We start from the raw sequence: 20,016 nt of genomic DNA, 5'->3' as shown, positions 1-20,016 counted from the left end.
GTGGGCTGACAGGGTGAGGCCAATCACGCATAATGGCGGCCAATTGTGATCATGAAAGGCAGGGACCATGCTGGCTGTTTTGCAGGGCCGCTTTGACGCTTACTGGCGCCTCGCGCGCCTCGATCGACCCATTGGCACATTTCTTCTGATGTGGCCGGCGCTGGCCGCTCTGTGGCTGGCGGCCGACGGCCTGCCCGATCCCTTTGTGCTGGGCATCTTCTTTGTGGGCGTTTGGCTGATGCGCGCTAACGGTTGCATCATCAATGACTTTGCGGACCGAAAGCTGGACAGCCATGTTGAGCGCACCCGTTCCCGCCCTCTGGCCAGTGGCGAGATCAAGGCGAAGGAGGCACTGGCACTGTTCGTGGTGTTGGGGCTGGTCTGTTACGCCCTGGTGCTGCAACTCAATGCGCTGACGGTCAAGCTGGCCTATGTGGGCATTGTGCTGACGGTGATCTACCCCTTTACCAAGCGATTCCTGCCAGCACCCCAGATGTTTCTGGGCATCGTCTGGAGTTGGTCCATTCCCATGGCGTTTGCGGCCCAGACTGGTGAAGTGCCGACCCTGGCATGGTATCTGTTTGCCGCCAACTGGTGCTGGACGGTGGCCTACGACACCATGTACGGCATGGTGGATCGCGAAGACGATTTGAAGATCGGGATCCGCTCCAGCGCCATCTGGTTTGGCCGCTGGGATCGTTTCTGGATTGGCCTGTTCCAGGTGGCCACTCTGGTCCTGCTGCTGGGCATCGGTCTGCGGCTGGAACTGGGGCTTATCTACCAGTTGGGCTTGCTGGGTATGGCCGGGTTCTTTGTTTACCAGCAATACCTGATCCGCGAGCGTGAGCGCGGCGCCTGTTTTACGGCGTTTCTCAACAACAACTGGGCCGGCCTGGTGCTGTTTCTGGCGGTGGTTGGGGAGTACGGCCTCAGATAATCAAAAGGCAGCCAGGGGCTGCCTTTTTTGATCCGGGATGGAGGGGTTATGAGGTGTCAGGAGTACGACTTCATCGAGATCGTCTGCCTGTTCCATTACCCGGTAAGGCTGACACTTAAGTCAGGAGAGAGTCTGGAGGGTACCGCACTGGATACGGTGTGGGACGACGCCAGGCAGGAGTGCCTGACCCTGAAGCAGGGGAAAACGGTACGGAGTGTGGTGCTGGCTAGCTTGATGATGCTGGAGGTGCTGGTGGAAAACCCCCACTTTCAGCTGGCGCGATTTGATTGAGGGAGCCAACGGCTGCACCCCTGCCGAATCCGCATTATCAAATAGTGATTGAAGCTCTCTCTTGGTTGGTCACCTTTATCGCCACCCACTCCAGGTCTACCATTGCTCTACATCGACACCACAGCCGACGCGGTATAGCGCGGGCTGTGGCCCTTTACCGATCCCTAGGAGAGTGAGCCATGGCCCATCTGACCATTGTTGCCAACATCATTGCTCATCCGGAGAGTGCCGAGTTGGTGAAAACCGAGCTGCTGAAGCTGATTGAGGCGACCCGGGCGGAAGCGGGCTGCGTGCAGTATGACCTGCACCAGGACAACGATAACCCGGCCCATTTCCTGTTTTTTGAGAACTGGCAAAGCCGAGCGTTGTGGCGGGATCATATGGCCAGCGAGCACATCAAGGCCTACCTTGAGGCGACGGAAGGGGCGGTGGCGGTGTTTACCGTGAATGAGATGACGCGGGTCGGCTAAGCCCTGAACGACAAAAAGCCAGCATTTCGCTGGCTTTTTTGCTTTGCTGGCAGGCGATTGGGCCTTAAGCCGCTACCGCCGGTATGGTCGGCATCGCGGTGCTGGCGACCGCCTGGGAGCGGCGGTATTGCGCCTCAGTGATGGCAAACCAGCAGCGGTCTACCGTGCCCTCTTCAAAGTAGCCGTACTCCTTGATGGTGCGGCCCAGGCCCACTTTCTCCAGCACGCGCTTGCTGGCGCGATGGTTGTCATAGCAGTCCGCTTTCACTTCGCTGGCACCCATCTGGTCAAAGGCGATGCTCAGCAGCAGGCGGGATGCGGCGGTGGCCAGACCCTGCCCCCAGGCAGAGACGCTCAACTGGTAACCCAGCTCAAACACACCGGATTCGTTGTTTTTTACCAATGCGGCCATCCCCACAAACGCCTGCTCAGCGTTCACAATCGCCACTACCGGAGCCTGGCGCTGAGCCTCCATGGTCAACAGCGGGCCCAGGTGGCCGTGATACACCTCATCGGCGGCCGGCGCGAAGAAAAGGTGACGGTTTACCTGCGGGTCATTCAGCATGTCGCAGCAAGCGGGCAGGTCGGTGGGCAGCATCAGACGAAGTTGAAATTCGCTTTTCAGCGGAAGGGTTTGGCCGTTGAGCAGGGTGGTCAGGGTCATGGCGGTCTCTGGGTCGAAATTTGGGCGGCGGAATTATCCTCAATTGGCGCAGCGGGATCCGTGATCCTGACCTAAATAGGCGACCGTGTACCAACAAAAACGGAACCGATTGGTTCCGTTTTTTTGGCTGACTGGGGGCTTACTTCATAAAGGCGTAAGCGTCGCCATACAGGTGGGCATCCAGCACGCCCTGCTGGCGGAATCTTTCCCGCGCTGCACCGGCCATCTCAAAGCGCCCGGCGATGTAAACGTCATAGTCGTGCAGACTGACAAAGTCCTCACACACCGCATCGATAACGGTGCCCTGGCGATGGCCTGGTACTGCGTCATCAAAGACCGGAATGAAGGTCAGGTGGGGGAATTGGCTGGCCCACTTATCCGCCAGTGCTTTGAGGTACATGGCATCCGGGTCCCGCGCGCCCCAGTAGAGGAAGGTGGTGTGGCTGTCGCCCTGGCGCAGCAGGGTGTCCAACAGACTGTGGATGTAGGAGAACCCGGTACCACCGGCAATCAGGATGCGGGGACGGCCACTGTCGTGACGCAGGTAGGCCTCCCCGAAGGGGGCCTCGATCTCAATGTGGCTCTCCTGACGCAGGCGGTCGACCACCTGCATGGCAAAGCTTTCCGCGACCGAAGCACCGATGTGCAGCTCAATCTTGCCATCCAGCGGGCTGGAGGCGATGGAGAAGGGGCGCTTGTCCTCTTCGCTCATCACGACGGTCAGGTATTGGCCGGGCTTAAAGTCCAGCGGCTGTTCCGGAGTGAGTACCGCCTTAAAGACGGTGTCACTCATGGGGGTCAGTTGCTCTATCTGACAGCGGATACGACTCATGGCGTTCTCGTTATTTTTTTATGGGGTCCAGACCCAGCTCAGCCCAGCGCTCATCCACGCGGGTCTTGATCGCCTCGTCCATAACGATGGGTTCACCCCATTCGCGATCGGTTTCGCCGGGCCACTTGTTGGTGGCGTCCATGCCCATCTTGGAACCCAGGCCTGCCACCGGAGAGGCAAAGTCCAGATAGTCGATGGGAGTGTTTTCAATCATCACCGTGTCCCGGGCGGGGTCCATTCGGGTGGTGATGGCCCAGATCACGTCTTCCCAGTTGCGGGCATTCACGTCGTCGTCGCAGACCACGATGAACTTGGTGTACATGAACTGGCGCAGATAGCTCCAGGCCGCCATCATCACGCGCTTGGCGTGGCCCGGGTACTGCTTCTTGATGGTGATGACCGCCATCCGGTAGGAGCAACCCTCCGGCGGCAGGTAGAAGTCCTGAATCTCAGGGAACTGCTTGCGAAGAATCGGCACGAACACTTCGTTCAGGGCCACACCCAGCATCGCTGGCTCATCCGGCGGACGGCCGGTGTAGGTGCTGTGGTAGATGGCGTCTTTCCGCATGGTGACGTGGGTGACGGTCAGCACCGGGAAGGATTCCACCTCGTTGTAGTAACCGGTGTGGTCACCGTAGGGGCCTTCCGGGGCTTCCAGGCCGGGCTCAAGGTAACCCTCCAGTATGATCTCGGCGGTGGCGGGCACCTCAAGGTCACAGGACAGCGCCTTGGTGACCTGAGTGCGTTCGCCACGCAGCAGGCCAGCAAAAGCGTACTCGCTCAGACCATCCGGTACCGGGGTGACGGCCCCGAGAATGGTGACCGGGTCGGCACCCAACGCCACCGCGACCGGGTAGCGTTCACCAGGATACTTCTGCTGGAAGTCGCGGTAATCCAGTGCGCCACCACGGTGAGCCAACCAGCGCATGATCAGCTGGTTCTTACCCAGCAGTTGCTGGCGGTAGATCCCCAGATTCTGACGCTTCTGATTGGGTCCTTTGGTGATGGTCAGGCCCCAGGTTACCAGGGGCGCAACATCCCCCGGCCAGCAGTGCTGAACCGGCAGTTTGGTGAGGTCCACCTCATCACCTTCGAACACGATCTCCTGACAGGGTGCCTTGCTGACGCGCTTGGGCGGCAGATTCAGGGCCTGCTTGAACATCGGCACCTTGGCGATGGCGTCCTTAAAGCCTGAGGGTGGCTCAGGCTCTTTCAGAAACGCCAGCAACTCTCCCACCTCCTTCAGCGCGGAGGTGTCTTCACGGCCCATCGCCAGGGCGACCCGGCGCGGCGTACCGAACAGGTTGGCCAGCACCGGCATCTCGCTGCCCTTGGGGTTCTCAAACAGGAGCGCCGGGCCTCCGGCCCGCAGTACGCGGTCGCAGATCTCGGTCATCTCCAGGTGAGGGTCCACCTCGGCGGTGATGCGCTTGAGCTCGCCCTGCTGCTCAAGAAACTGGATAAATTCTCGCAAGTCACTGAACTTCATTAGATTTTATTCTCTGTGCTGGTGTGACCTTCGTCAAAGTGCCGGGGTATTATAGCGGTGCGACCGTCGCCGGGACAGGGCAGGTGGAACCCGGGGCGGGTCACGGGGCCTAAACTGTCATCAGAGCGGAAACGGGGGAGAGCCTGATGGGGATCACCACCACACTGTTACTGGCGCTGACCGTGCTGGCCAACCAGCCACCCAACTGGAACGCAGGATATAAGTCTCAGCGCCCCATCGGTGCGCCGCCACTGGAGCAGCGCTGGCAGCAGCAACGGGAGTGGCAGCAAAACCAGCGCTGGAATCAGCAGACCTGGCAGGAGCAGTACCGTGAGCGCCATGACCCGGCCCGTTGGCAGGGCGTGGATGACCCATTGGCTCAGACGCCACCCCGGTTGAGGCTCGAGGGGGACGCCAAACCCCGTACCGAGTTCGATACCCTGGTTACCCCTCCGACCGGCCCCAATCCGACTCTGGGCACGCCCCCGCCCGGGGCAGTTGAGCGGGAGTCTCCCCAGGGGCGATACTGGAAGAACGAAGTGGGTTGTTACCGAAAAAGTTGGATGACCAACGACTATGTGCCGATACCCTGCCCTTAATCGCCAGACTCTGTTGGCCAGTTTGCTGCTGGCAATCAGCGGCGGAGCCCTGGCCGGGGACTGGGGCTGGTCGATTCACTACGGCTCCCCATCGGTGAGCTATGGCCACTATCGTTATGGTGACCCCTACTGGTCCAGTCGCTGGCGCTACCCCTGGTATCCCTCGCACTGGGAGCGTCGCTACTGGCGTGACTGGGGATACCGTTATCCCTACCGTTACTCCACACCAGACAGGGCAAAACCTCAGCCTAAACCGCTGGTTGTACCCACCGACACCACCCTACGGCAGGCGCAGACTCCCCGTAACAGCCGGGCCTCACTCCCCGCCAATGCCCGCTTGATTCAAACCGCGAACGGCACCCGCTACCAGTGGCAGGGTCAATGCTATCGCTACGACTTTCTCTCCGACCGCTACCAGGCCGAATCCTGCCCGCAGCCCACACCGTAATTTCATTCAAGTTTGACCCGCTCCCGGTCGTTAACAAAAGGGGGCGTTACGGCTGTCGTGCTGTGACCACAAGGTGTCAGGATCGTGAGCCCGCTCCCAGCCTCAGAACTCGAACAGGGTTAGATTCCACCCTTTTTAAGGCTCCGTCCGCCGTTATTGGACAAGGAAGTAATTGATGAAACGCGTATACCTTGGCGCCGCGACTTTGGCGCTTCTCCCCCTGCTGACACCCTCCGCCTCCGCCACCGTTTTTGCCGATGCCCGCGCTGGCGGCATGGGCGGGGTTGGTGTGGCCTCCGGTGATTTTACCCGCGCCAGCCAGAACCCGGCTTTGCTGACCCGATTTAAAGAGGGTGAGGATTTCTATTTTCAACTGGGCGCCGGGGTATTGGCCCGGGACTACGAAGAGGCCATTGACGACATTGATGCGCTGCAGGCCAACCTGGACCGCTTCGAAGCCCTGATCAACAGCGGTGATCCGAACGCTGCCCCGGAAGCCTTGGCATTGAAGGATGAGATCGTCGGCCAGTTGGAGAATCTGGACCAGACTAAGCCGGAAGCCAACGGCGGTGCCCTGCTGGGCTTCTTTGTGCCCAGCAAGAGCCTGGGTTTTGGTCTATCCCTCAACACCTTCCTGGTGGGCAATGGCCTGATCAACTACATCGAAGAGGATGAGCAACTGCTGGACGACGCTCTGGCTGGCGCACCCTTTGACCAGAACGACATCCAGTCCAACGCCGATGTGCAGGCGGTCGGGATCACCGAAGTGGCCCTGAGCTTTGCCCGCGAGTTTCAAAGCCCCTGGCTGGGCCAGTTCTCCGTGGGTGTGGCGCCCAAAATGCAGCGTATTGACACCTATTACTACAACGCCACCGTCAGTAACTTCGACGAGGATGACATTACCTCCGATGACAACCTGACCGACCAGACCGAGTTCAACCTGGATGTGGGTTTCCAGGGCAGCTATGGGCCCTGGCAGTATGGCCTGGTGGGGCGCAACCTGATCAGCCAGTCTTTGCGTAACACCAACAATCAGGACCTGGAACTGAAGCCCACGGTGATCGGTGCGGTGGCGTTCCAGCAGGGCGGCTTTACCGCCGCGCTGGATCTGGACCTGATCAAAGATGAATCCTTTGCCGCCCTAACCGATCCGCGCCAGTGGGCCCGCTTCGGTGTGGAGTACGATTTCGGTGGCCACGCGCAGCTGCGTGCCGGTTATCGTCACGACCTGGAAGGCAATTCGGAAGATGTGTTGAGCCTGGGCCTGGGGATCTCCCCCGGTGACGTGTTCACACTGGATCTGGCTGGCCAGTTTGGTGACGACGACGAACGCGGCGCTGTGGTGCAGTTGGGCCTGAAGTTCTGAGCCCGAAATAACGCGCGTAAGTCATACAGAAACGCCCCGGCTGGTCCGGGGCGTTTCTGTATTGCTCAATGGCCGACGGCGCGGTCCTCATGGCGGCGGTCGCTGATGCGGCGATCGCCCCTGTCATCGTCGAACCGGGTCTCTTCACGCCGTTCATGATGCTGACGGCGCTCCTGATGCTGGCGTCGCTCAATCGGTTGTTGTGCCCGTTCACCCATGTTGCTATCCCCCTTTACTGTCCTCCCCTGGTTATAGTCCAGCGGGAGCGCAGCGGTAGCCTTCCGGGGAGCCGGGCAGAAATAAAAACACCGCCCGAAGGCGGTGTTTTTTAGGCGGGTTCAGAACCAACTCAGGACTTGGCGCGCTTCATCGCGTCAAAGAACTCGTCATTGGTTTTGGTCATCGCCAGCTTGTCGATGAGGAACTCCATCGCTTCCACTTCCTGCATCGGGTTGAGGATCTTACGCAGGATCCACATCTTCTGCAGCTCTTCGCTGCCAGCCAGCAGCTCTTCGCGGCGGGTGCCGGAGCGGTTAAAGTCGATGGCCGGGAACACGCGGCGCTCGGCGATCTTGCGAGACAGGTGCAGTTCCATGTTACCGGTGCCCTTGAACTCTTCGTAGATCACTTCATCCATTTTGGAGCCGGTGTCGATCAGCGCGGTGGCGATGATGGTCAGGCTGCCGCCCTCCTCAACATTACGGGCCGCACCGAAGAAGCGCTTGGGACGGTGCAGGGCGTTGGCGTCCACACCACCGGTCAGTACTTTACCGGAGCTCGGTACCACGGTGTTGTAGGCACGGGCCAGACGGGTGATGGAGTCCAGCAGGATCACCACGTCTTTCTTGTGCTCAACCAGACGCTTGGCCTTCTCGATCACCATTTCAGCAACCTGAACGTGGCGGGAAGCCGGCTCGTCGAAGGTGGAGGCCACCACTTCGCCCTTCACCAGACGCTGCATCTCAGTCACCTCTTCGGGACGTTCGTCGATCAGCAGCACCATCAACACACAATCGGGGTGGTTGTAGGCGATGGATTGGGCAATGTTCTGCAGCAACAGGGTCTTACCGGCTTTCGGCGGGGCCACAATCAGACCACGTTGACCTTTACCGATGGGGCTGGCCAGATCCAGTACGCGAGCAGTGATGTCCTCGGTGGAACCGTTGCCTCGCTCCATGCGCAGACGATCGTTGGCATGCAGGGGAGTCAGGTTCTCAAACAGGATTTTGCTGCGGGAGCTTTCAGGACGGTCGAAGTTAACTTCGCTGACTTTCAGCAGGGCAAAATAGCGCTCGCCCTCTTTCGGCGGTCGGATCTTACCTGAGATGGAATCACCGGTACGCAGGTTAAATCGACGGATCTGACTGGGGCTGACGTAGATGTCATCCGGGCCGGCAAGATAGGAAGAGTCCGCGCTGCGAAGAAAGCCAAAGCCGTCTTGCAGGATCTCCAGGACGCCGTCGCCGTAGATATCTTCACCGCTTTTGGCGTGCGCCTTGAGGATGGCGAACAGAATATCTTGCTTCCGTGCACGAGCCAGGTTCTCCAGGCCCATGGACTCGGCCAGGGCAACCAGTTCGGAGACCGGTTTCTGTTTCAGTTCGGTAAGGTTCATATGGGTGGGTCTTTTGATTGTGCACTCACGAAAAGAGCGCGGCTATGTCACTGTTGCTGTGATTTAAAAATGGAGATTTGCCCTGTTAGGGCGAGAAATGTACTGGCTATTAAGCTAGCACCAATGTTTAGGACCGTCCAGCGTTTTGGGGGGGATCCCGGACATAAAAAAGGGCCGTCCGAAGACGGCCCTGTCAAGCAATCAGTGCTAACTCGACTGCCCGATTCCTTTCGTCGCGGCCCCTGAATTACAGGTGGGCGTCGATAAACTCTTTCAGCTGGGTCTTGGAAGCCGCACCTACCTTGGTGCCAGCCAGTTGACCATCTTTGAACAGCAGCAGGGTGGGGATACCACGGATGCCGTACTTCGGCGGGGTTTCGCTGTTCTGGTCAACATTCAGCTTACCGATGGTCAGCTGGTCGCCGTACTCTTCAGCCAGCTCATCCAGTACCGGAGCGATCATTTTGCAAGGACCACACCATTCGGCCCAGAAGTCCACCAGGACAGGCTTGTCGGCTTTCAGTACGTCGTTCTCGAAGCTGCCATCGGACAGCTGTACAATCTTGTCGCTCATTATTGACTCCGTTTCAATGTCGGTAAGCGTCTCCGGGACGCCCCATGAGGTCCTATTTGGGGACACCGCCTTCGGCTTTCAACCCCAATCGTAAAACGGGATTGAACAGGGGGCCGAACCCGGTGAGATATGGCGATTATTTGACTTGATTAGGTTCCCAATGGCAAGCGCTTCCGATATGCTGCACCGTTATGACTAAGACCCATTTGACCGAAACCAAATTCGCCGATTTTCCGCTGGCTCCCCAAGTGGTTGAAGCCCTGGAATCAAGCGGATTTACGCACTGCACGCCGATTCAGGCTCTGACCCTTCCTATTGTATTGTCCGGTAAGGACATTGCAGGTCAGGCCCAGACCGGTACCGGCAAAACCCTGGCGTTCCTGGTCGCCACCTTCCATGAGCTGCTCAAGCAGGACGCTCCGGAAGGTCACGACGGCAAGAGCCCCCGCGCCCTGATCATGGCGCCGACCCGTGAGTTGGCGATCCAGATCTTCAAGGATGCCGAGCCCCTGTCCAAGGCCACCGGTCTGAAGCTGGGTCTGGCATACGGCGGCGAAGGCTACGACAGCCAGCGCGCCACCCTGGAAGCGGGCGTCGATATTCTGATCGGCACCACCGGTCGCCTGATCGACTACTACAAGCAGGGCACCTACAAGCTTAATGGCATTCAGGTGATGGTGCTGGATGAAGCGGATCGCATGTTCGATCTGGGCTTTATCAAGGACATCCGTTACCTGTTCCGTCGCATGCCGCCGCCTTCTGAGCGCCGTAACATGCTGTTCTCCGCCACCCTCTCCTTCAAGGTGCAGGAGCTGGCGTATGAGCACATGAACGAGCCTGAGCATGTGCAGGTGGAGCCGGAGCAGAAAACCGGCAAGCGCATCAAGGAGGAGCTGTTCTACCCCTCCAACGAAGACAAGATGCGTCTGCTGCTGACTCTGATTGAAGAGGATTGGCCGGATAAGGCGATCATCTTTGCCAACACCAAACACCGCTGCGAGGACATCTGGGCCTGGCTGGCGGGCGACGGCCACCGTGTTGGCCTGCTGACCGGTGACGTACCGCAGAAGAAGCGCGTGAAGATCCTGGAGCAGTTCAAGGCGGGCGAAGTCGACTTCCTGGTGGCCACCGATGTGGCGGCCCGTGGTCTGCACATTGCCGACGTGACCCACGTCTTCAACTATGACCTGCCGGACGACTCCGAAGATTACGTACACCGCATCGGCCGGACCGGACGTGCGGGTGCGACCGGGCACTCCATCAGCTTCGCCTGTGAGCAGTATGCTCTCAACCTGCCGGCGATCGAGGAGTACATCGGCCACCAGATCCCGGTGAGTGGCTACGATGCCTCTGCACTGTTGACCGACATTCCGCGTCCGCAACGGATCCAGCGTAACCGCCGTCCCGGTGGTCGCGATGGTCAGCGACGTGATGGCCGCAGTGGCGGCGGTCGAGGCCCACGGCCTCGGCGTTAAGACGGACAACGGCGGCCTTGTGGCCGCCGTTTTGCCATTAGCCTGAGCTGATGGCCTGGACAATCACTCTGCGGGCATCGCCCGGTATCCGTTTCCTCTATGGCAAAACCCCACGCAAATAACTCCGATACCCTGGTTGCCGCCATCACTCTCGGCTCCAACAGTTTCAATATGCTGATCGCCAGGACCGGCAGTCCCGTGCCCACCATCATCGCCAAACATAAGCGTAAGGCGAGACTGGCCCGGGGGCTGGCACTGAACGGCCACATCGGTGACAGCGCGATGACCGAAGGACTGGAGTGCCTGGCCTGGTTTGGCGAGTTGCTGCAGCAGTACCAGCCCGCCAAGGTGGCGGTTCTGGCTACGGCGGCCCTGCGACAGGCGGATAACGCCGCCGACTTTATCGCCCAGGGTGAGCCGCTGCTGGGGCACCCCATCGAGGTGATCAGCGGCGAGCGGGAAGCGACGCTGATCTACCAGGGGATGCGTGCGGCTACGGCGGTGTCCGGCACAGTGATGGTGCTGGACATTGGGGGCGCCAGTACCGAGTTGGTGGTGGGCGATGAGCAGGGGATGGCGTTTAAGCACTCCTTTGAGTTGGGGTGTGTCACCACCATGCAGGGGCCGCTGGCCAACGGCATCAGTGCTGATGGGTTTGCTGCAGTGCAGGAGACCGTCGAACAGGCCCTGGCGCCGTTTGCCGATGCACTGACGCCCTATCATGGCCTCCCTGCACTCGGCGTATCCGGAACCGTACGCAGCCTGTTTGAGTTGTTTGAGACGCGGGGCGTACCACTGGAAGCGATTACCCCAATCGAACTTTCTGAAATCACCCAGGAACTGCAGAGCCTGGGGCACAACGCTTTGCCAGGGCTGGACGCGGAGCGGGTGCCCACCTTTGCCGCTGGCGTTGCCCTGCTGACGGGCTTTATGGACTGCCTGCAACTGCCGAGGCTGGAGTTGGGAGGCGGTGCTTTGCGGGAAGGGGTTTTGGTGGAGTTGGCCAAGGAACTGGCGGAAGAACAGAACTAATATCCTGAATAGACTTTGTTATTCCATTTGGGCATAAAGGATCTGGCGCGTGATTGGGTATCCTGCGCGTCAAAGGGAGAGACCCAGAGCGATCCTTTGGGTTTGAACATAATTACAAATCACTCCCGCCAGTTTTTCGAGGCGAACCGGAGTTATCTCCGGAAAAGGTACGACTACTATGAATTTATTCGTTTTGCTCAACGTCGTGGTGATGCTGGGCCTGTTCTATCTGTTGTTCAACCTGCAACAAAAGCACGTCAAGTTTACCCGCCGGGTGTTCATGGCATTGGGTTTGGGTATCGGCTACGGCGCGCTGCTGCAGTGGGTCTACGGCAGCGGCTCACCGGTTCTGAGCCAGTCCATTGAGTATTTCGATATTGCCGGTAAGGGCTATGTCCAACTGCTCAAGATGATCGTCGTGCCGCTGGTGATGGTGTCGATCATCAGCGCCATTCTCAAGCTTAAGGATGGTCAGTCTCTGGGTAAGATCTCCGCCCTGACCATCGGTGTTCTGCTCTTTACCGTAGCAATTGCCGGCCTGATTGGCATGGGCGTGGCACACCTGTTTGGCCTCTCTGCCGAGGGGCTGACCGAGGGTGCCCGTGAAGCGGAACGTGCTGCGGCCCTGCTGGCCCGTGAAGGTGCAGCGGAGCAGATCTCCATCGCCCGTACTCTGGTGGAGCTGATCCCGGCCAACCCCTTCCTGGATATGACCGGTGCCCGTGACACCTCCATCATCTCCGTAGTGATCTTCTCCGCCTTTGTCGGCATCGCCGCTTTGGGCGTACATAAGAAGCAGCCGGAGCTGGCGGACAAGTTCGACAGCTTTATGCAGGTGGCTTACGCCATCGTGATGCGCATTGTTACCCTGGTGCTGCGCCTGACTCCCTACGGTGTACTGGCGCTGATGACCAAGGTGCTGGCAGGCTCCAACTTTGCTGACATCCTCAATCTGTTCAACTTTGTGCTGGCCTCCTACCTGGCTCTGGCGCTGATGTTTGGTGTGCATCTGGTGTTGGTGGCAATGGCGGGTGGCAACCCGGTAACCTTCGTGAAGAAGGTGCTGCCGGTACTCTCCTTCGCCTTTACCAGCCGTACCAGTGCGGGCACCATCCCGCTGACCGTACAGACTCAGACCCGTCAGCTGGGGATCCCGGATGGCATCGCCAACTTTGCCGCCTCCTTTGGCGCCACCATTGGTCAGAACGGTTGTGCGGGTATCTACCCGGCCATGCTGGTGGTGATGATTGCGCCGGTGGTTGGCATTGACCCGATGAGCCCGATGTTCATCGCCACCGTGATCGCCACCATCGTGGTGGGCTCCTTCGGTGTGGCGGGCGTGGGCGGTGGTGCCACCTTCGCGGCCCTGATTGTGCTGACCGCTCTGGATATGCCGGTGGCCCTGGTGGGTCTGTTGATCTCCATCGAGCCGTTGATCGACATGGGCCGTACCGCTCTGAACGTGAACGGTGCCATCACCTCCGGCTTTATCACCAGCCGGGTGCTGGGTCAGACCGACATGTCCGTCTACAATGGCGAGCAGGAGTTGGAACTGGATCTGGAATCGGTATCCTGATCCCAACCATTTTTGCCCCGGGCCGCCGCATTGGGCGGCCCGTTTGTTTTTGTGGGAAGTCCTATGAAGATTCTGATCATCGGCGCGGAAGCGGCTGGTATGAGTGCGGCAGCCAAGGCACGTCGCAGCGCCCCTGACGCCACCATTACTGTGTTTGAACAGAGCGACATCGTCTCCTTCGGCGCTTGCGGTCTGCCCTATTTTGTCGGCGGCTCCTTTGATGAGCCGGGCTACATGGCGGAGCGCAGTGCCGAGCAGTTTCGCGCGTCCGGCATCGATCTGCGCACCCGCCACCGGGTTGAGCGCATCGACGCAGAAGCCCGGGTGGCCACCGTCACCAACCTGGCCACCGGAGACACGTTCGAGTACGGCTACGACAAACTGATGATCGCCACCGGCGCCTCGGTGGTTCGCCCGCCGATTGCTGGTCTGGAGCTGAACAGCGTGTTCTTCCTCAAGACCATGAACGATGGCCTGCAACTGCGGGAGTTGGCAGAGCAGGAAGCGATTCGCGATGTGGTGGTGATCGGTGCCGGTTACATCGGCCTTGAGGTGGTGGAAGCGATGCATCACCGGGGCAAGCGGGTTCGTCTGATCGAACTGGCGGACCGGGTTCTGGCGGAGTCCTTTGATGCCGAGATGAGCGAGGTGATGGAGGACGCCATTCGTCGTCACCAGATTGCACTGCATCTTGGCGAGCGGGTTGAGGCGCTGGAGGGCGAGGGTTCAGTGCAGCGCGTGCGTACCGATAAGGGCGTTTATGACGCGGACCTGGTGGTGGTGGCCACCGGCGTGAAACCCAACACCGAGTTCCTGACCAACACCGGCATCGAGCGACTGGGCAACGGGGCCATCGTCATTGATGAACAGGGTCGCACCAGTCTGCCGGATACCTACGCGGCCGGTGACTGTGCCACGGTATGGCACCGGGTGCGCCAGGAGGCCGTGTACATCCCTCTGGCGACGACCGCCAACAAGATAGGCCGACTGGTCGGTGAGAACCTCTGCGGCGCTGAGAAGGCGTTTCCGGGCACTCTGGGCAGTGCTGGCGTGCGGGTACTGGATGTGGAAGCGGGCCGCACCGGTTTAGGCCAGCGTGAAGCGGAAGCGCTGGGGCTGAAGGTCAAGAGCGTGGTGATCGACGACAAGAACACCACCAACTACGTACCGGAGCAGGCCGCCATTCGCGTCAAGCTGGTGTATGAGGCGGACAGCAAGCGCATCCTCGGCGGTCAACTGGCCGGTGGAGCGGGTGCCGTGCTGCGGGTGGATACTCTGGCCGCTGCGATTCAGGGCAACCTGACGACAGCGGATCTGGGGATGCTGGATCTGGTTTACGCGCCGCCGTTCGCCCGTACCTGGGATGCACTCAATGTGGCCGGAAACGTGGCCAAATAATGCCGCGAAGAACGTAAGAAAAGGGCAGCCAGTTGGCTGCCCTTTTTGCTGCCTCAGTGATAACGACCGCTTAGGGCGACCACCATCGGCGTTTCAGAACGCTGCGATTCGACACTCACCTCCTGGATGGTGACGGTGCCTTGTGGTGCGTAGATACTGAGGCGACGAACAGAACGCTTGTCTGGGTTGTAGCGGGCCGCAAAGGCCGCAATGTTTTGGTCGTTACATTCAATGGCCCGAACAACCCCCTGCTCGGTCAGTCCCTGATACTTGATGGCCTGATGAAGCTGCATCGGATGCATCGTAGCGGCAGCGATGCAGAGCTTGGTGGCCGGGGTGTTATCCAACGGCACAAACTGCACCTCTGCGGCTTGAACGCCACCAAGTGCCGCCGTCAGCAGGGTGGTGAGTACGAGGGCTTTCATGGGCTCACTCCTTCTCCAGTGGGGCTTCTTAAACCATGGTCACTGGAGGAGCTTTGCGGGGGGAGAGACCCGGCAGTGAATGTAACCAAATCCCTTCGCTCCAAAGGCCGCTATCGCAGGAAGCTTCAGAGTTTTGAGGGGAAAGTGAGGAATGGCTTACCGTGAGCCGACACAGGCGGTCACACTTTTTGGAGGTGGTGGCCGAGGGGCACAAAAAAGCCCGCCATAAGGCGGGCTTCAGCAATCAGGTAACCATTACTCGGTGGTACCGAGAATGTTCAGCAGGTCCTGCTCCAGACTCTCTGAAGTGGGGCGCTCAACGATGCGACCCTGCTCTTCGCCACCCTGGAATACCATTACGGTCGGGATGCGCTGGAAGTCGTACTGAGCGGCCAGGCCTTCCGGATCGGTGCGGGTACGGTCGATGCCGATGTACTTCACCGTCAGGTTGGGGTTGTTGGCTTCGGCAAGGATCTTGGCCAGACGCGGAGTTTCACGGTGGCAGTCCGGGCACCAGGTGCCAACGATCACCACCAGCTCGGTGGGGGTATCGATGGCGGCCAGTTTCGCGATCAGGGCCGCGTCGGCCTGGTAGGCGTCAAAATTCGCTTCGTAACCCGGTTGCTGGCGCAACTCTTCGAAGCCGAGGATTCCGGTCAGAATCACTTCCTTTTTCTCCTCCTCGCAGGTGGCAAACAGGCCACCGTCGGCTTTGTCGAAACCGCAACCGCCCTGAGCGGCCATTGCCGGGCCCATCATCATTGGGGCCAGTACCAGGGCTAACAGAGTGCGTTTCATGGTGAATCTCCCTTGTCCGTTCACGTCTGTGTTCCCAGTATGAAGTGCTTTGTCGGAAAAGTGCTTATGGGCAATGGGAAGTGTGAGGTGGGACAAAAAAGCAGCGTAATCGTGAAAACGGGCAGGAGACCTGCCCGTTTTTTGTGAGAGCCGAATTACTCGGCTTCTTTCAGCCAGCGTGCAACCGGCTTGGCGAAGTAGGTGAGGATGCCGTCAGCACCGGCACGCTTGAAGCACAGCAGGGCTTCCAGTACCACCTTCTTCTCATCCAGCCAGCCGTTTTGGGACGCGGCTTTGAGCATGGCGTATTCGCCACTCACCTGGTACGCGAAGGTGGGAACCTGCAGTTCGGTCTTCACGCGGCGAACGATGTCCAGGTAGGGCATACCCGGCTTCACCATCACCATGTCCGCGCCTTCCTGGATGTCCATGGCCACTTCCTGGATCGCTTCGTCGCTGTTGGCGGGATCCATCTGGTAGGTGTGCTTGTTGCCGCTGCCCAGGTTGCCTGCGCTGCCCACAGCATCACGGAACGGGCCGTAGAAGCTGGAGGAGTACTTGGCGGAATAAGCCATGATCTGGGTGTTGACGTGACCGGCTTCTTCCAGCGCGTCGCGGATGGCGCCAATACGGCCATCCATCATGTCAGACGGGGCTACCATATCCGCACCGGCTTCGGCGTGAGACAGAGCCTGCTTCACCAGCACTTCGGTGGTGATGTCGTTCAGGATGTAGCCGGACTCATCGATGATGCCGTCCTGACCGTGAGTGGTGAAGGGGTCCAGTGCAACATCGGTGATCACACCCAACTCCGGGAATGCGCGCTTCAGGGCACGTACCGCTTTCTGAGCCAGGCCTTCCGGGTTGTAGGCTTCCTCGGCACCCAGAGACTTCTTCTCCTGAGGGGTTACCGGGAACAGGGCAACGGCGGGTACGCCCAGGGCCACCAGCTCGGCCATCTCTTCCAGCAGCAGGTCAATGGACAGCCGCTCTACGCCAGGCATGGATTCCACCGCTTCACGGCGGTTATTGCCTTCCAGGACAAACACCGGGTAAATCAGGTCGTTGACCGTCAGTGTGTTCTCCGCGATCAGGCGACGGGAAAAGTCGTGTCGACGGATGCGACGGGGACGTCGACGGGGAAAGGCTCCGGTTACTTGGCTCACGGATCACTCCTTGTAGTGAAAATGGACGATCGCCACAGCGATTTCAGTGCGTCATGTTAGCAAACTGGTGCGCCGGTTGTATGGCCGAGGTCACAACTGAAACAACTGCTTGACGTTGGTCTCGGTGACCTCACTCAGATGCTGTTCGCTTTGACTGCGCAGTTGCGCCACGGTTCGCGCAATATGGGGCAGATTAGCCGGTTCATTGCGCCGATGTTTCGGTTTGGGCCTCAGATCACGGGGCAACAGGTAGGGGGAGTCGGTTTCCAGCAGCAGCCGGTTGTCGGGAATGCGGGTGACCAGTTCCCTCAACTCGGTGCCCCGCCGCTCATCGCAGATCCACCCGGTGATGCCGATATGGAGATCCAACCCCAGGGCCGCATCCAACTCTTCGCCGGTACCGGTAAAGCAGTGCAGCACCGCACCGGGCAATCGATCCCGATAGCGGGCGACCATCGGGATGAAGTCGTCGTAGGCTTCCCGACAGTGCAGTACCAGTGGACGGTTGTGTTCAACGGCCAGTTCGAGCTGCGCCTCAAACGCTTCGCGTTGCGCTTCCCGGGAGGAGTAATCGCGAAAGTAGTCGAGCCCACACTCTCCAATGGCAATCACAGCCGGGTGTTGCATCAACCTGACCAGGCGGTCGATGCGGTCACTGCCCCATTCGCTGGCATGATGGGGGTGAACGCCAGCGGTCAGCTTCAGAGCCGGATAATCCGCCTGAATGGCCTGCAGTGCAGTGGCTTCGGCCAGGTCACTGGCCAGCGCGACTACCCGATGAACCCCTGCGGCTTCGGCGTGTTTCAGTGTTGGGCCAATCGCTCCAGCCAGTTGGCTGGAGAGCAGGTTGACCGCGATGTCTGTCCAGCGCATCAGTCGACTCGTTTGACCCGTGTGGTGCCGCCACGGCCCTCAACGGAGAGCAGGAAGGAGCCTAGGGCAGCGCGCTCAATGGTGACGAGTTGGCCACTCTTCACCTTGTAGCTGCGGGACTCGGTCTGGCGCCAGCGCTGGCCATTGGCCAGGGTGATGGTCCACTGTCCATAGGGATCTTTGCTGATCTTGGCGATGGGGCTGGTGATGGTTTCGATGGTCTCGGCTCGCGGTTCGGCCAGGCCGAATGCCGCTTCAGGACTGGCATTGGCGACAGCAGCAGGGGCCGGGGCCGGTGCTTTGGCCGGAGCGGCGGTTTGGGGAGCGGGAGCCGGTGAGACCGGGCGTCCAGCGACTTCGCTGAACTGGTCATAACAGAGCAGGCGATCCAGTTGATCATTCTGGCCAGCGCACTGCGCGATGGCTTCAGCCAGCTGGTCGTAACAGGCCAGTCGGGCCCGTTGGTCGGTTTCGTTGGTGCAACCAAAACCGGCGGCATAGGTGCCGCCGGAGATCAGGGTCAGGAGCAGCAGGGTGGCGCGCATTATCCCTCCTTGGAGGTGATGGCGGCGCCATCACCGGTTAATCCGTAGCGTGTTCGCCCTCTTCCTCTTCCTCGTCGTCCTTCGGTGTGTAGAAGCGTGCGAAGAACAGGCCCGCCTCAAACAGCAGCAGCATGGGGACAGCCAGCATGGACTGAGAAATCACGTCCGGCGGAGTCAGCACCATACCGATAACGAAGGCGCCCACGACGATGTAGGGGCGTTTCTCTTTCAGGCTGTCCACGTCAGTGGCGCCCGTCCAGCACATTAGCATTACCGCAATGGGGATCTCAAACGCCAAACCGAAAGCAAAGAACAGCTTGAGCACGAAGTTCAGATAGCTGTTGATGTCGGTTGCCACCTGGACCCCTTCCGGCGCCACGCTGGTAAAGAAGCCAAAGACCACCGGGAAAACCACGAAGTAGGCGAAGGCGATACCGGCATAGAACAGCAGCGTGCTGGAGGCCAGAAGCGGCATGAGCATCTTGCGTTCATGCTTGTACAGACCCGGCGCAATAAACGCCCACATCTGGTACAGCACGTACGGGATGGCCAGGAAGAAAGACACCACCAGGGTCAGCTTAAAGGGCGCGAAGAACGGCGATGCCACATCGGTGGCGATCATCGACGCGCTCTCAGGCATCACCTCGAGGAGTGGCTTGGAGAGGTAGTGATAGATGTCTTTGGACCAGTAGGCCAAGGAAAAAAACACCACCAGAACGGAGCCGATCGCATGCATCAATCGCGTGCGCAGCTCCATCAGATGGCTGATCAAGGGTTGCTGGTCAGACATGCTTTACTCTTTGGCCTTGGACTCAGCCGGCGCGGGGGCTGCCGGTTTGGTCTCAGTGTCCGAGGTGACCGCAGTGGACTCGCTGGCCGGAGCCTGAGCGTCACTGGCGGCATAGGGACGGTTTACCGATTGAGCGGCGTCCCGCAGTTCCTGAATGGATTGCTGCAGGCCGGGGTCGAGATCTTTCAGCCCCTTGGCTTCCGCCTTTTTCAGATCCGCCTGGAGCTGCTCGATCTTCAGCTCCTGCTCCAGTTCGGTACGAACAGAGCCAGCCATCCGCTTAATGGTGCGGACCCAGCCGGAGACGGTGCGCACCGCCACGGGCAGCCGTTCGGGACCGAGCACAATCAGGCCCAGTACCACGACCACCAGCATTTCGAAAAAGCCGAACCCGTCGAACATAAGGGATTACGCCTGCTCTTTGTTCTTCTGCTCAGTGGTGTTCTGGGCAGTGGTGTCTTTTGCAGAATCTTCCAGTGCCTTCTTGTCGGCAGCGGCTTGCTCTTCGTCGGACATGGCTTTCTTGAAGCCTTTCACGGCACCGCCGAGATCGCTACCGATACCGCGCAGCTTCTTAGTTCCGAACAGCAAGACGACGATCAGTGCGACGATCAGAAGTTGCCAGATGCTGATGTTGCCCATTAGTGGCTCCC

Annotated in this window: 24 protein-coding genes; 10 read left to right on the top strand and 14 right to left on the bottom strand. The window is 59.7% G+C overall.

Features of this window, described 5'->3' with window-relative positions:
* Positions 1–67 precede the first annotated feature (67 nt).
* From ubiA to KUV52_RS06570, 3 genes are all read left to right on the top strand, one after another.
* On the top strand, positions 68–937 hold the full coding sequence (ubiA, locus tag KUV52_RS06580) for a 4-hydroxybenzoate octaprenyltransferase (RefSeq protein ID WP_222525144.1): 870 nt from the start codon (positions 68–70) through the stop codon (positions 935–937).
* 48 nt (positions 938–985) lie between these two features.
* Entirely contained in the window at positions 986–1,228 is a 243-nt protein-coding gene (locus KUV52_RS06575; RefSeq protein WP_222525143.1) for a Rho-binding antiterminator, read from the top strand.
* Positions 1,229–1,407: 179 nt separating this feature from the next.
* On the top strand, positions 1,408–1,698 hold the full coding sequence (locus KUV52_RS06570) for a putative quinol monooxygenase (protein WP_222525142.1): 291 nt from the start codon (positions 1,408–1,410) through the stop codon (positions 1,696–1,698).
* A 64-nt stretch (positions 1,699–1,762) separates the two neighbouring features.
* Here KUV52_RS06570 and KUV52_RS06565 read toward each other — a convergent pair whose 3' ends face one another.
* The 3 genes from KUV52_RS06565 to ubiD form a co-directional block, all read right to left on the bottom strand.
* On the bottom strand, positions 1,763–2,362 hold the full coding sequence (locus tag KUV52_RS06565) for a GNAT family N-acetyltransferase (protein ID WP_222525141.1): 600 nt from the start codon (positions 2,360–2,362) through the stop codon (positions 1,763–1,765).
* Between the two features lie 139 nt (positions 2,363–2,501).
* Positions 2,502–3,194 (bottom strand): NAD(P)H-flavin reductase, encoded by a 693-nt coding sequence (fre, locus tag KUV52_RS06560; protein WP_222525140.1) that lies wholly within the window; start codon positions 3,192–3,194, stop codon positions 2,502–2,504.
* A 10-nt stretch (positions 3,195–3,204) separates the two neighbouring features.
* Positions 3,205–4,683: a 4-hydroxy-3-polyprenylbenzoate decarboxylase gene (gene ubiD / locus KUV52_RS06555; RefSeq protein ID WP_222525139.1), complete on the bottom strand. Its 1,479-nt coding sequence runs from the start codon at positions 4,681–4,683 to the stop codon at positions 3,205–3,207.
* A 146-nt stretch (positions 4,684–4,829) separates the two neighbouring features.
* On the opposite strand from ubiD, the gene KUV52_RS06550 reads away from it, so the two are divergent.
* The 3 genes from KUV52_RS06550 to traF all read left to right on the top strand — a co-directional run bounded on the left by KUV52_RS06550 (position 4,830) and on the right by traF (position 7,096).
* Complete coding sequence (locus tag KUV52_RS06550) at positions 4,830–5,282, top strand: hypothetical protein (protein WP_222525138.1); 453 nt, start codon at positions 4,830–4,832, stop codon at positions 5,280–5,282.
* Positions 5,260–5,730: a hypothetical protein gene (locus KUV52_RS06545; RefSeq protein WP_222525137.1), complete on the top strand. Its 471-nt coding sequence runs from the start codon at positions 5,260–5,262 to the stop codon at positions 5,728–5,730. Before KUV52_RS06550 ends, KUV52_RS06545 begins: the two co-directional genes overlap by 23 nt.
* A gap of 175 nt (positions 5,731–5,905) precedes the next feature.
* Positions 5,906–7,096: a conjugal transfer protein TraF gene (gene traF / locus KUV52_RS06540; protein ID WP_222525136.1), complete on the top strand. Its 1,191-nt coding sequence runs from the start codon at positions 5,906–5,908 to the stop codon at positions 7,094–7,096.
* 65 nt (positions 7,097–7,161) lie between these two features.
* Here the strand turns inward: traF and KUV52_RS06535 are convergent, their stop codons facing one another.
* The 3 genes from KUV52_RS06535 to trxA form a co-directional block, all read right to left on the bottom strand.
* Positions 7,162–7,314, bottom strand: a complete 153-nt coding sequence (locus KUV52_RS06535) for a hypothetical protein (RefSeq protein WP_222525135.1) — start codon at positions 7,312–7,314, stop codon at positions 7,162–7,164.
* Between the two features lie 131 nt (positions 7,315–7,445).
* Positions 7,446–8,711 (bottom strand): transcription termination factor Rho, encoded by a 1,266-nt coding sequence (rho, locus tag KUV52_RS06530; protein ID WP_222525134.1) that lies wholly within the window; start codon positions 8,709–8,711, stop codon positions 7,446–7,448.
* A gap of 247 nt (positions 8,712–8,958) precedes the next feature.
* A complete protein-coding gene (trxA, locus tag KUV52_RS06525) occupies positions 8,959–9,285 on the bottom strand; it encodes a thioredoxin TrxA (RefSeq protein ID WP_222525133.1) in 327 nt (108 codons plus the stop codon).
* Positions 9,286–9,476: 191 nt separating this feature from the next.
* On the opposite strand from trxA, the gene rhlB reads away from it, so the two are divergent.
* The 4 genes from rhlB to KUV52_RS06505 all read left to right on the top strand — a co-directional run bounded on the left by rhlB (position 9,477) and on the right by KUV52_RS06505 (position 14,766).
* Positions 9,477–10,760 carry an ATP-dependent RNA helicase RhlB gene (rhlB, locus tag KUV52_RS06520; RefSeq protein ID WP_222525132.1) on the top strand — a complete coding sequence of 428 codons (1,284 nt, stop codon included), beginning with the start codon at positions 9,477–9,479 and terminating at the stop codon, positions 10,758–10,760.
* Positions 10,761–10,859: 99 nt separating this feature from the next.
* Entirely contained in the window at positions 10,860–11,792 is a 933-nt protein-coding gene (locus KUV52_RS06515; protein WP_222525131.1) for an exopolyphosphatase, read from the top strand.
* A 178-nt stretch (positions 11,793–11,970) separates the two neighbouring features.
* The gene (locus KUV52_RS06510) at positions 11,971–13,368 is read left to right on the top strand and encodes an L-cystine transporter (RefSeq protein ID WP_222525130.1); all 1,398 of its coding nucleotides are present in this window, start codon (positions 11,971–11,973) and stop codon (positions 13,366–13,368) included.
* Positions 13,369–13,431: 63 nt separating this feature from the next.
* On the top strand, positions 13,432–14,766 hold the full coding sequence (locus tag KUV52_RS06505; RefSeq protein ID WP_222525129.1) for a CoA-disulfide reductase: 1,335 nt from the start codon (positions 13,432–13,434) through the stop codon (positions 14,764–14,766).
* A 53-nt stretch (positions 14,767–14,819) separates the two neighbouring features.
* Here the strand turns inward: KUV52_RS06505 and KUV52_RS06500 are convergent, their stop codons facing one another.
* The 8 genes from KUV52_RS06500 to tatA all read right to left on the bottom strand — a co-directional run bounded on the left by KUV52_RS06500 (position 14,820) and on the right by tatA (position 20,005).
* Complete coding sequence (locus KUV52_RS06500; RefSeq protein ID WP_222525128.1) at positions 14,820–15,191, bottom strand: DUF3718 domain-containing protein; 372 nt, start codon at positions 15,189–15,191, stop codon at positions 14,820–14,822.
* Between the two features lie 255 nt (positions 15,192–15,446).
* Positions 15,447–15,989 (bottom strand): thioredoxin family protein, encoded by a 543-nt coding sequence (locus KUV52_RS06495; RefSeq protein WP_222525127.1) that lies wholly within the window; start codon positions 15,987–15,989, stop codon positions 15,447–15,449.
* Between the two features lie 155 nt (positions 15,990–16,144).
* On the bottom strand, positions 16,145–17,155 hold the full coding sequence (hemB, locus tag KUV52_RS06490; protein ID WP_222525126.1) for a porphobilinogen synthase: 1,011 nt from the start codon (positions 17,153–17,155) through the stop codon (positions 16,145–16,147).
* A 90-nt stretch (positions 17,156–17,245) separates the two neighbouring features.
* Positions 17,246–18,028, bottom strand: coding sequence for a TatD family hydrolase (locus tag KUV52_RS06485; protein ID WP_222525125.1), 783 nt, complete (start codon positions 18,026–18,028; stop codon positions 17,246–17,248).
* Positions 18,028–18,573: a hypothetical protein gene (locus KUV52_RS06480; protein ID WP_222525124.1), complete on the bottom strand. Its 546-nt coding sequence runs from the start codon at positions 18,571–18,573 to the stop codon at positions 18,028–18,030. Before KUV52_RS06480 ends, KUV52_RS06485 begins: the two co-directional genes overlap by 1 nt.
* Positions 18,574–18,610: 37 nt before the next feature.
* Positions 18,611–19,363, bottom strand: coding sequence for a twin-arginine translocase subunit TatC (gene tatC, locus KUV52_RS06475; RefSeq protein WP_222525123.1), 753 nt, complete (start codon positions 19,361–19,363; stop codon positions 18,611–18,613).
* Between the two features lie 3 nt (positions 19,364–19,366).
* A complete protein-coding gene (gene tatB, locus KUV52_RS06470; protein WP_222525122.1) occupies positions 19,367–19,765 on the bottom strand; it encodes a Sec-independent protein translocase protein TatB in 399 nt (132 codons plus the stop codon).
* Positions 19,766–19,771: 6 nt separating this feature from the next.
* A complete protein-coding gene (gene tatA / locus KUV52_RS06465) occupies positions 19,772–20,005 on the bottom strand; it encodes a Sec-independent protein translocase subunit TatA (RefSeq protein WP_222525121.1) in 234 nt (77 codons plus the stop codon).
* Positions 20,006–20,016 lie beyond the last annotated feature (11 nt).

The organism is Ferrimonas balearica (genome assembly GCF_019802055.1).
Lineage (GTDB): Bacteria > Pseudomonadota > Gammaproteobacteria > Enterobacterales > Shewanellaceae > Ferrimonas > Ferrimonas balearica_A.
This window is presented reverse-complemented; position numbering and strand designations above follow the sequence as displayed.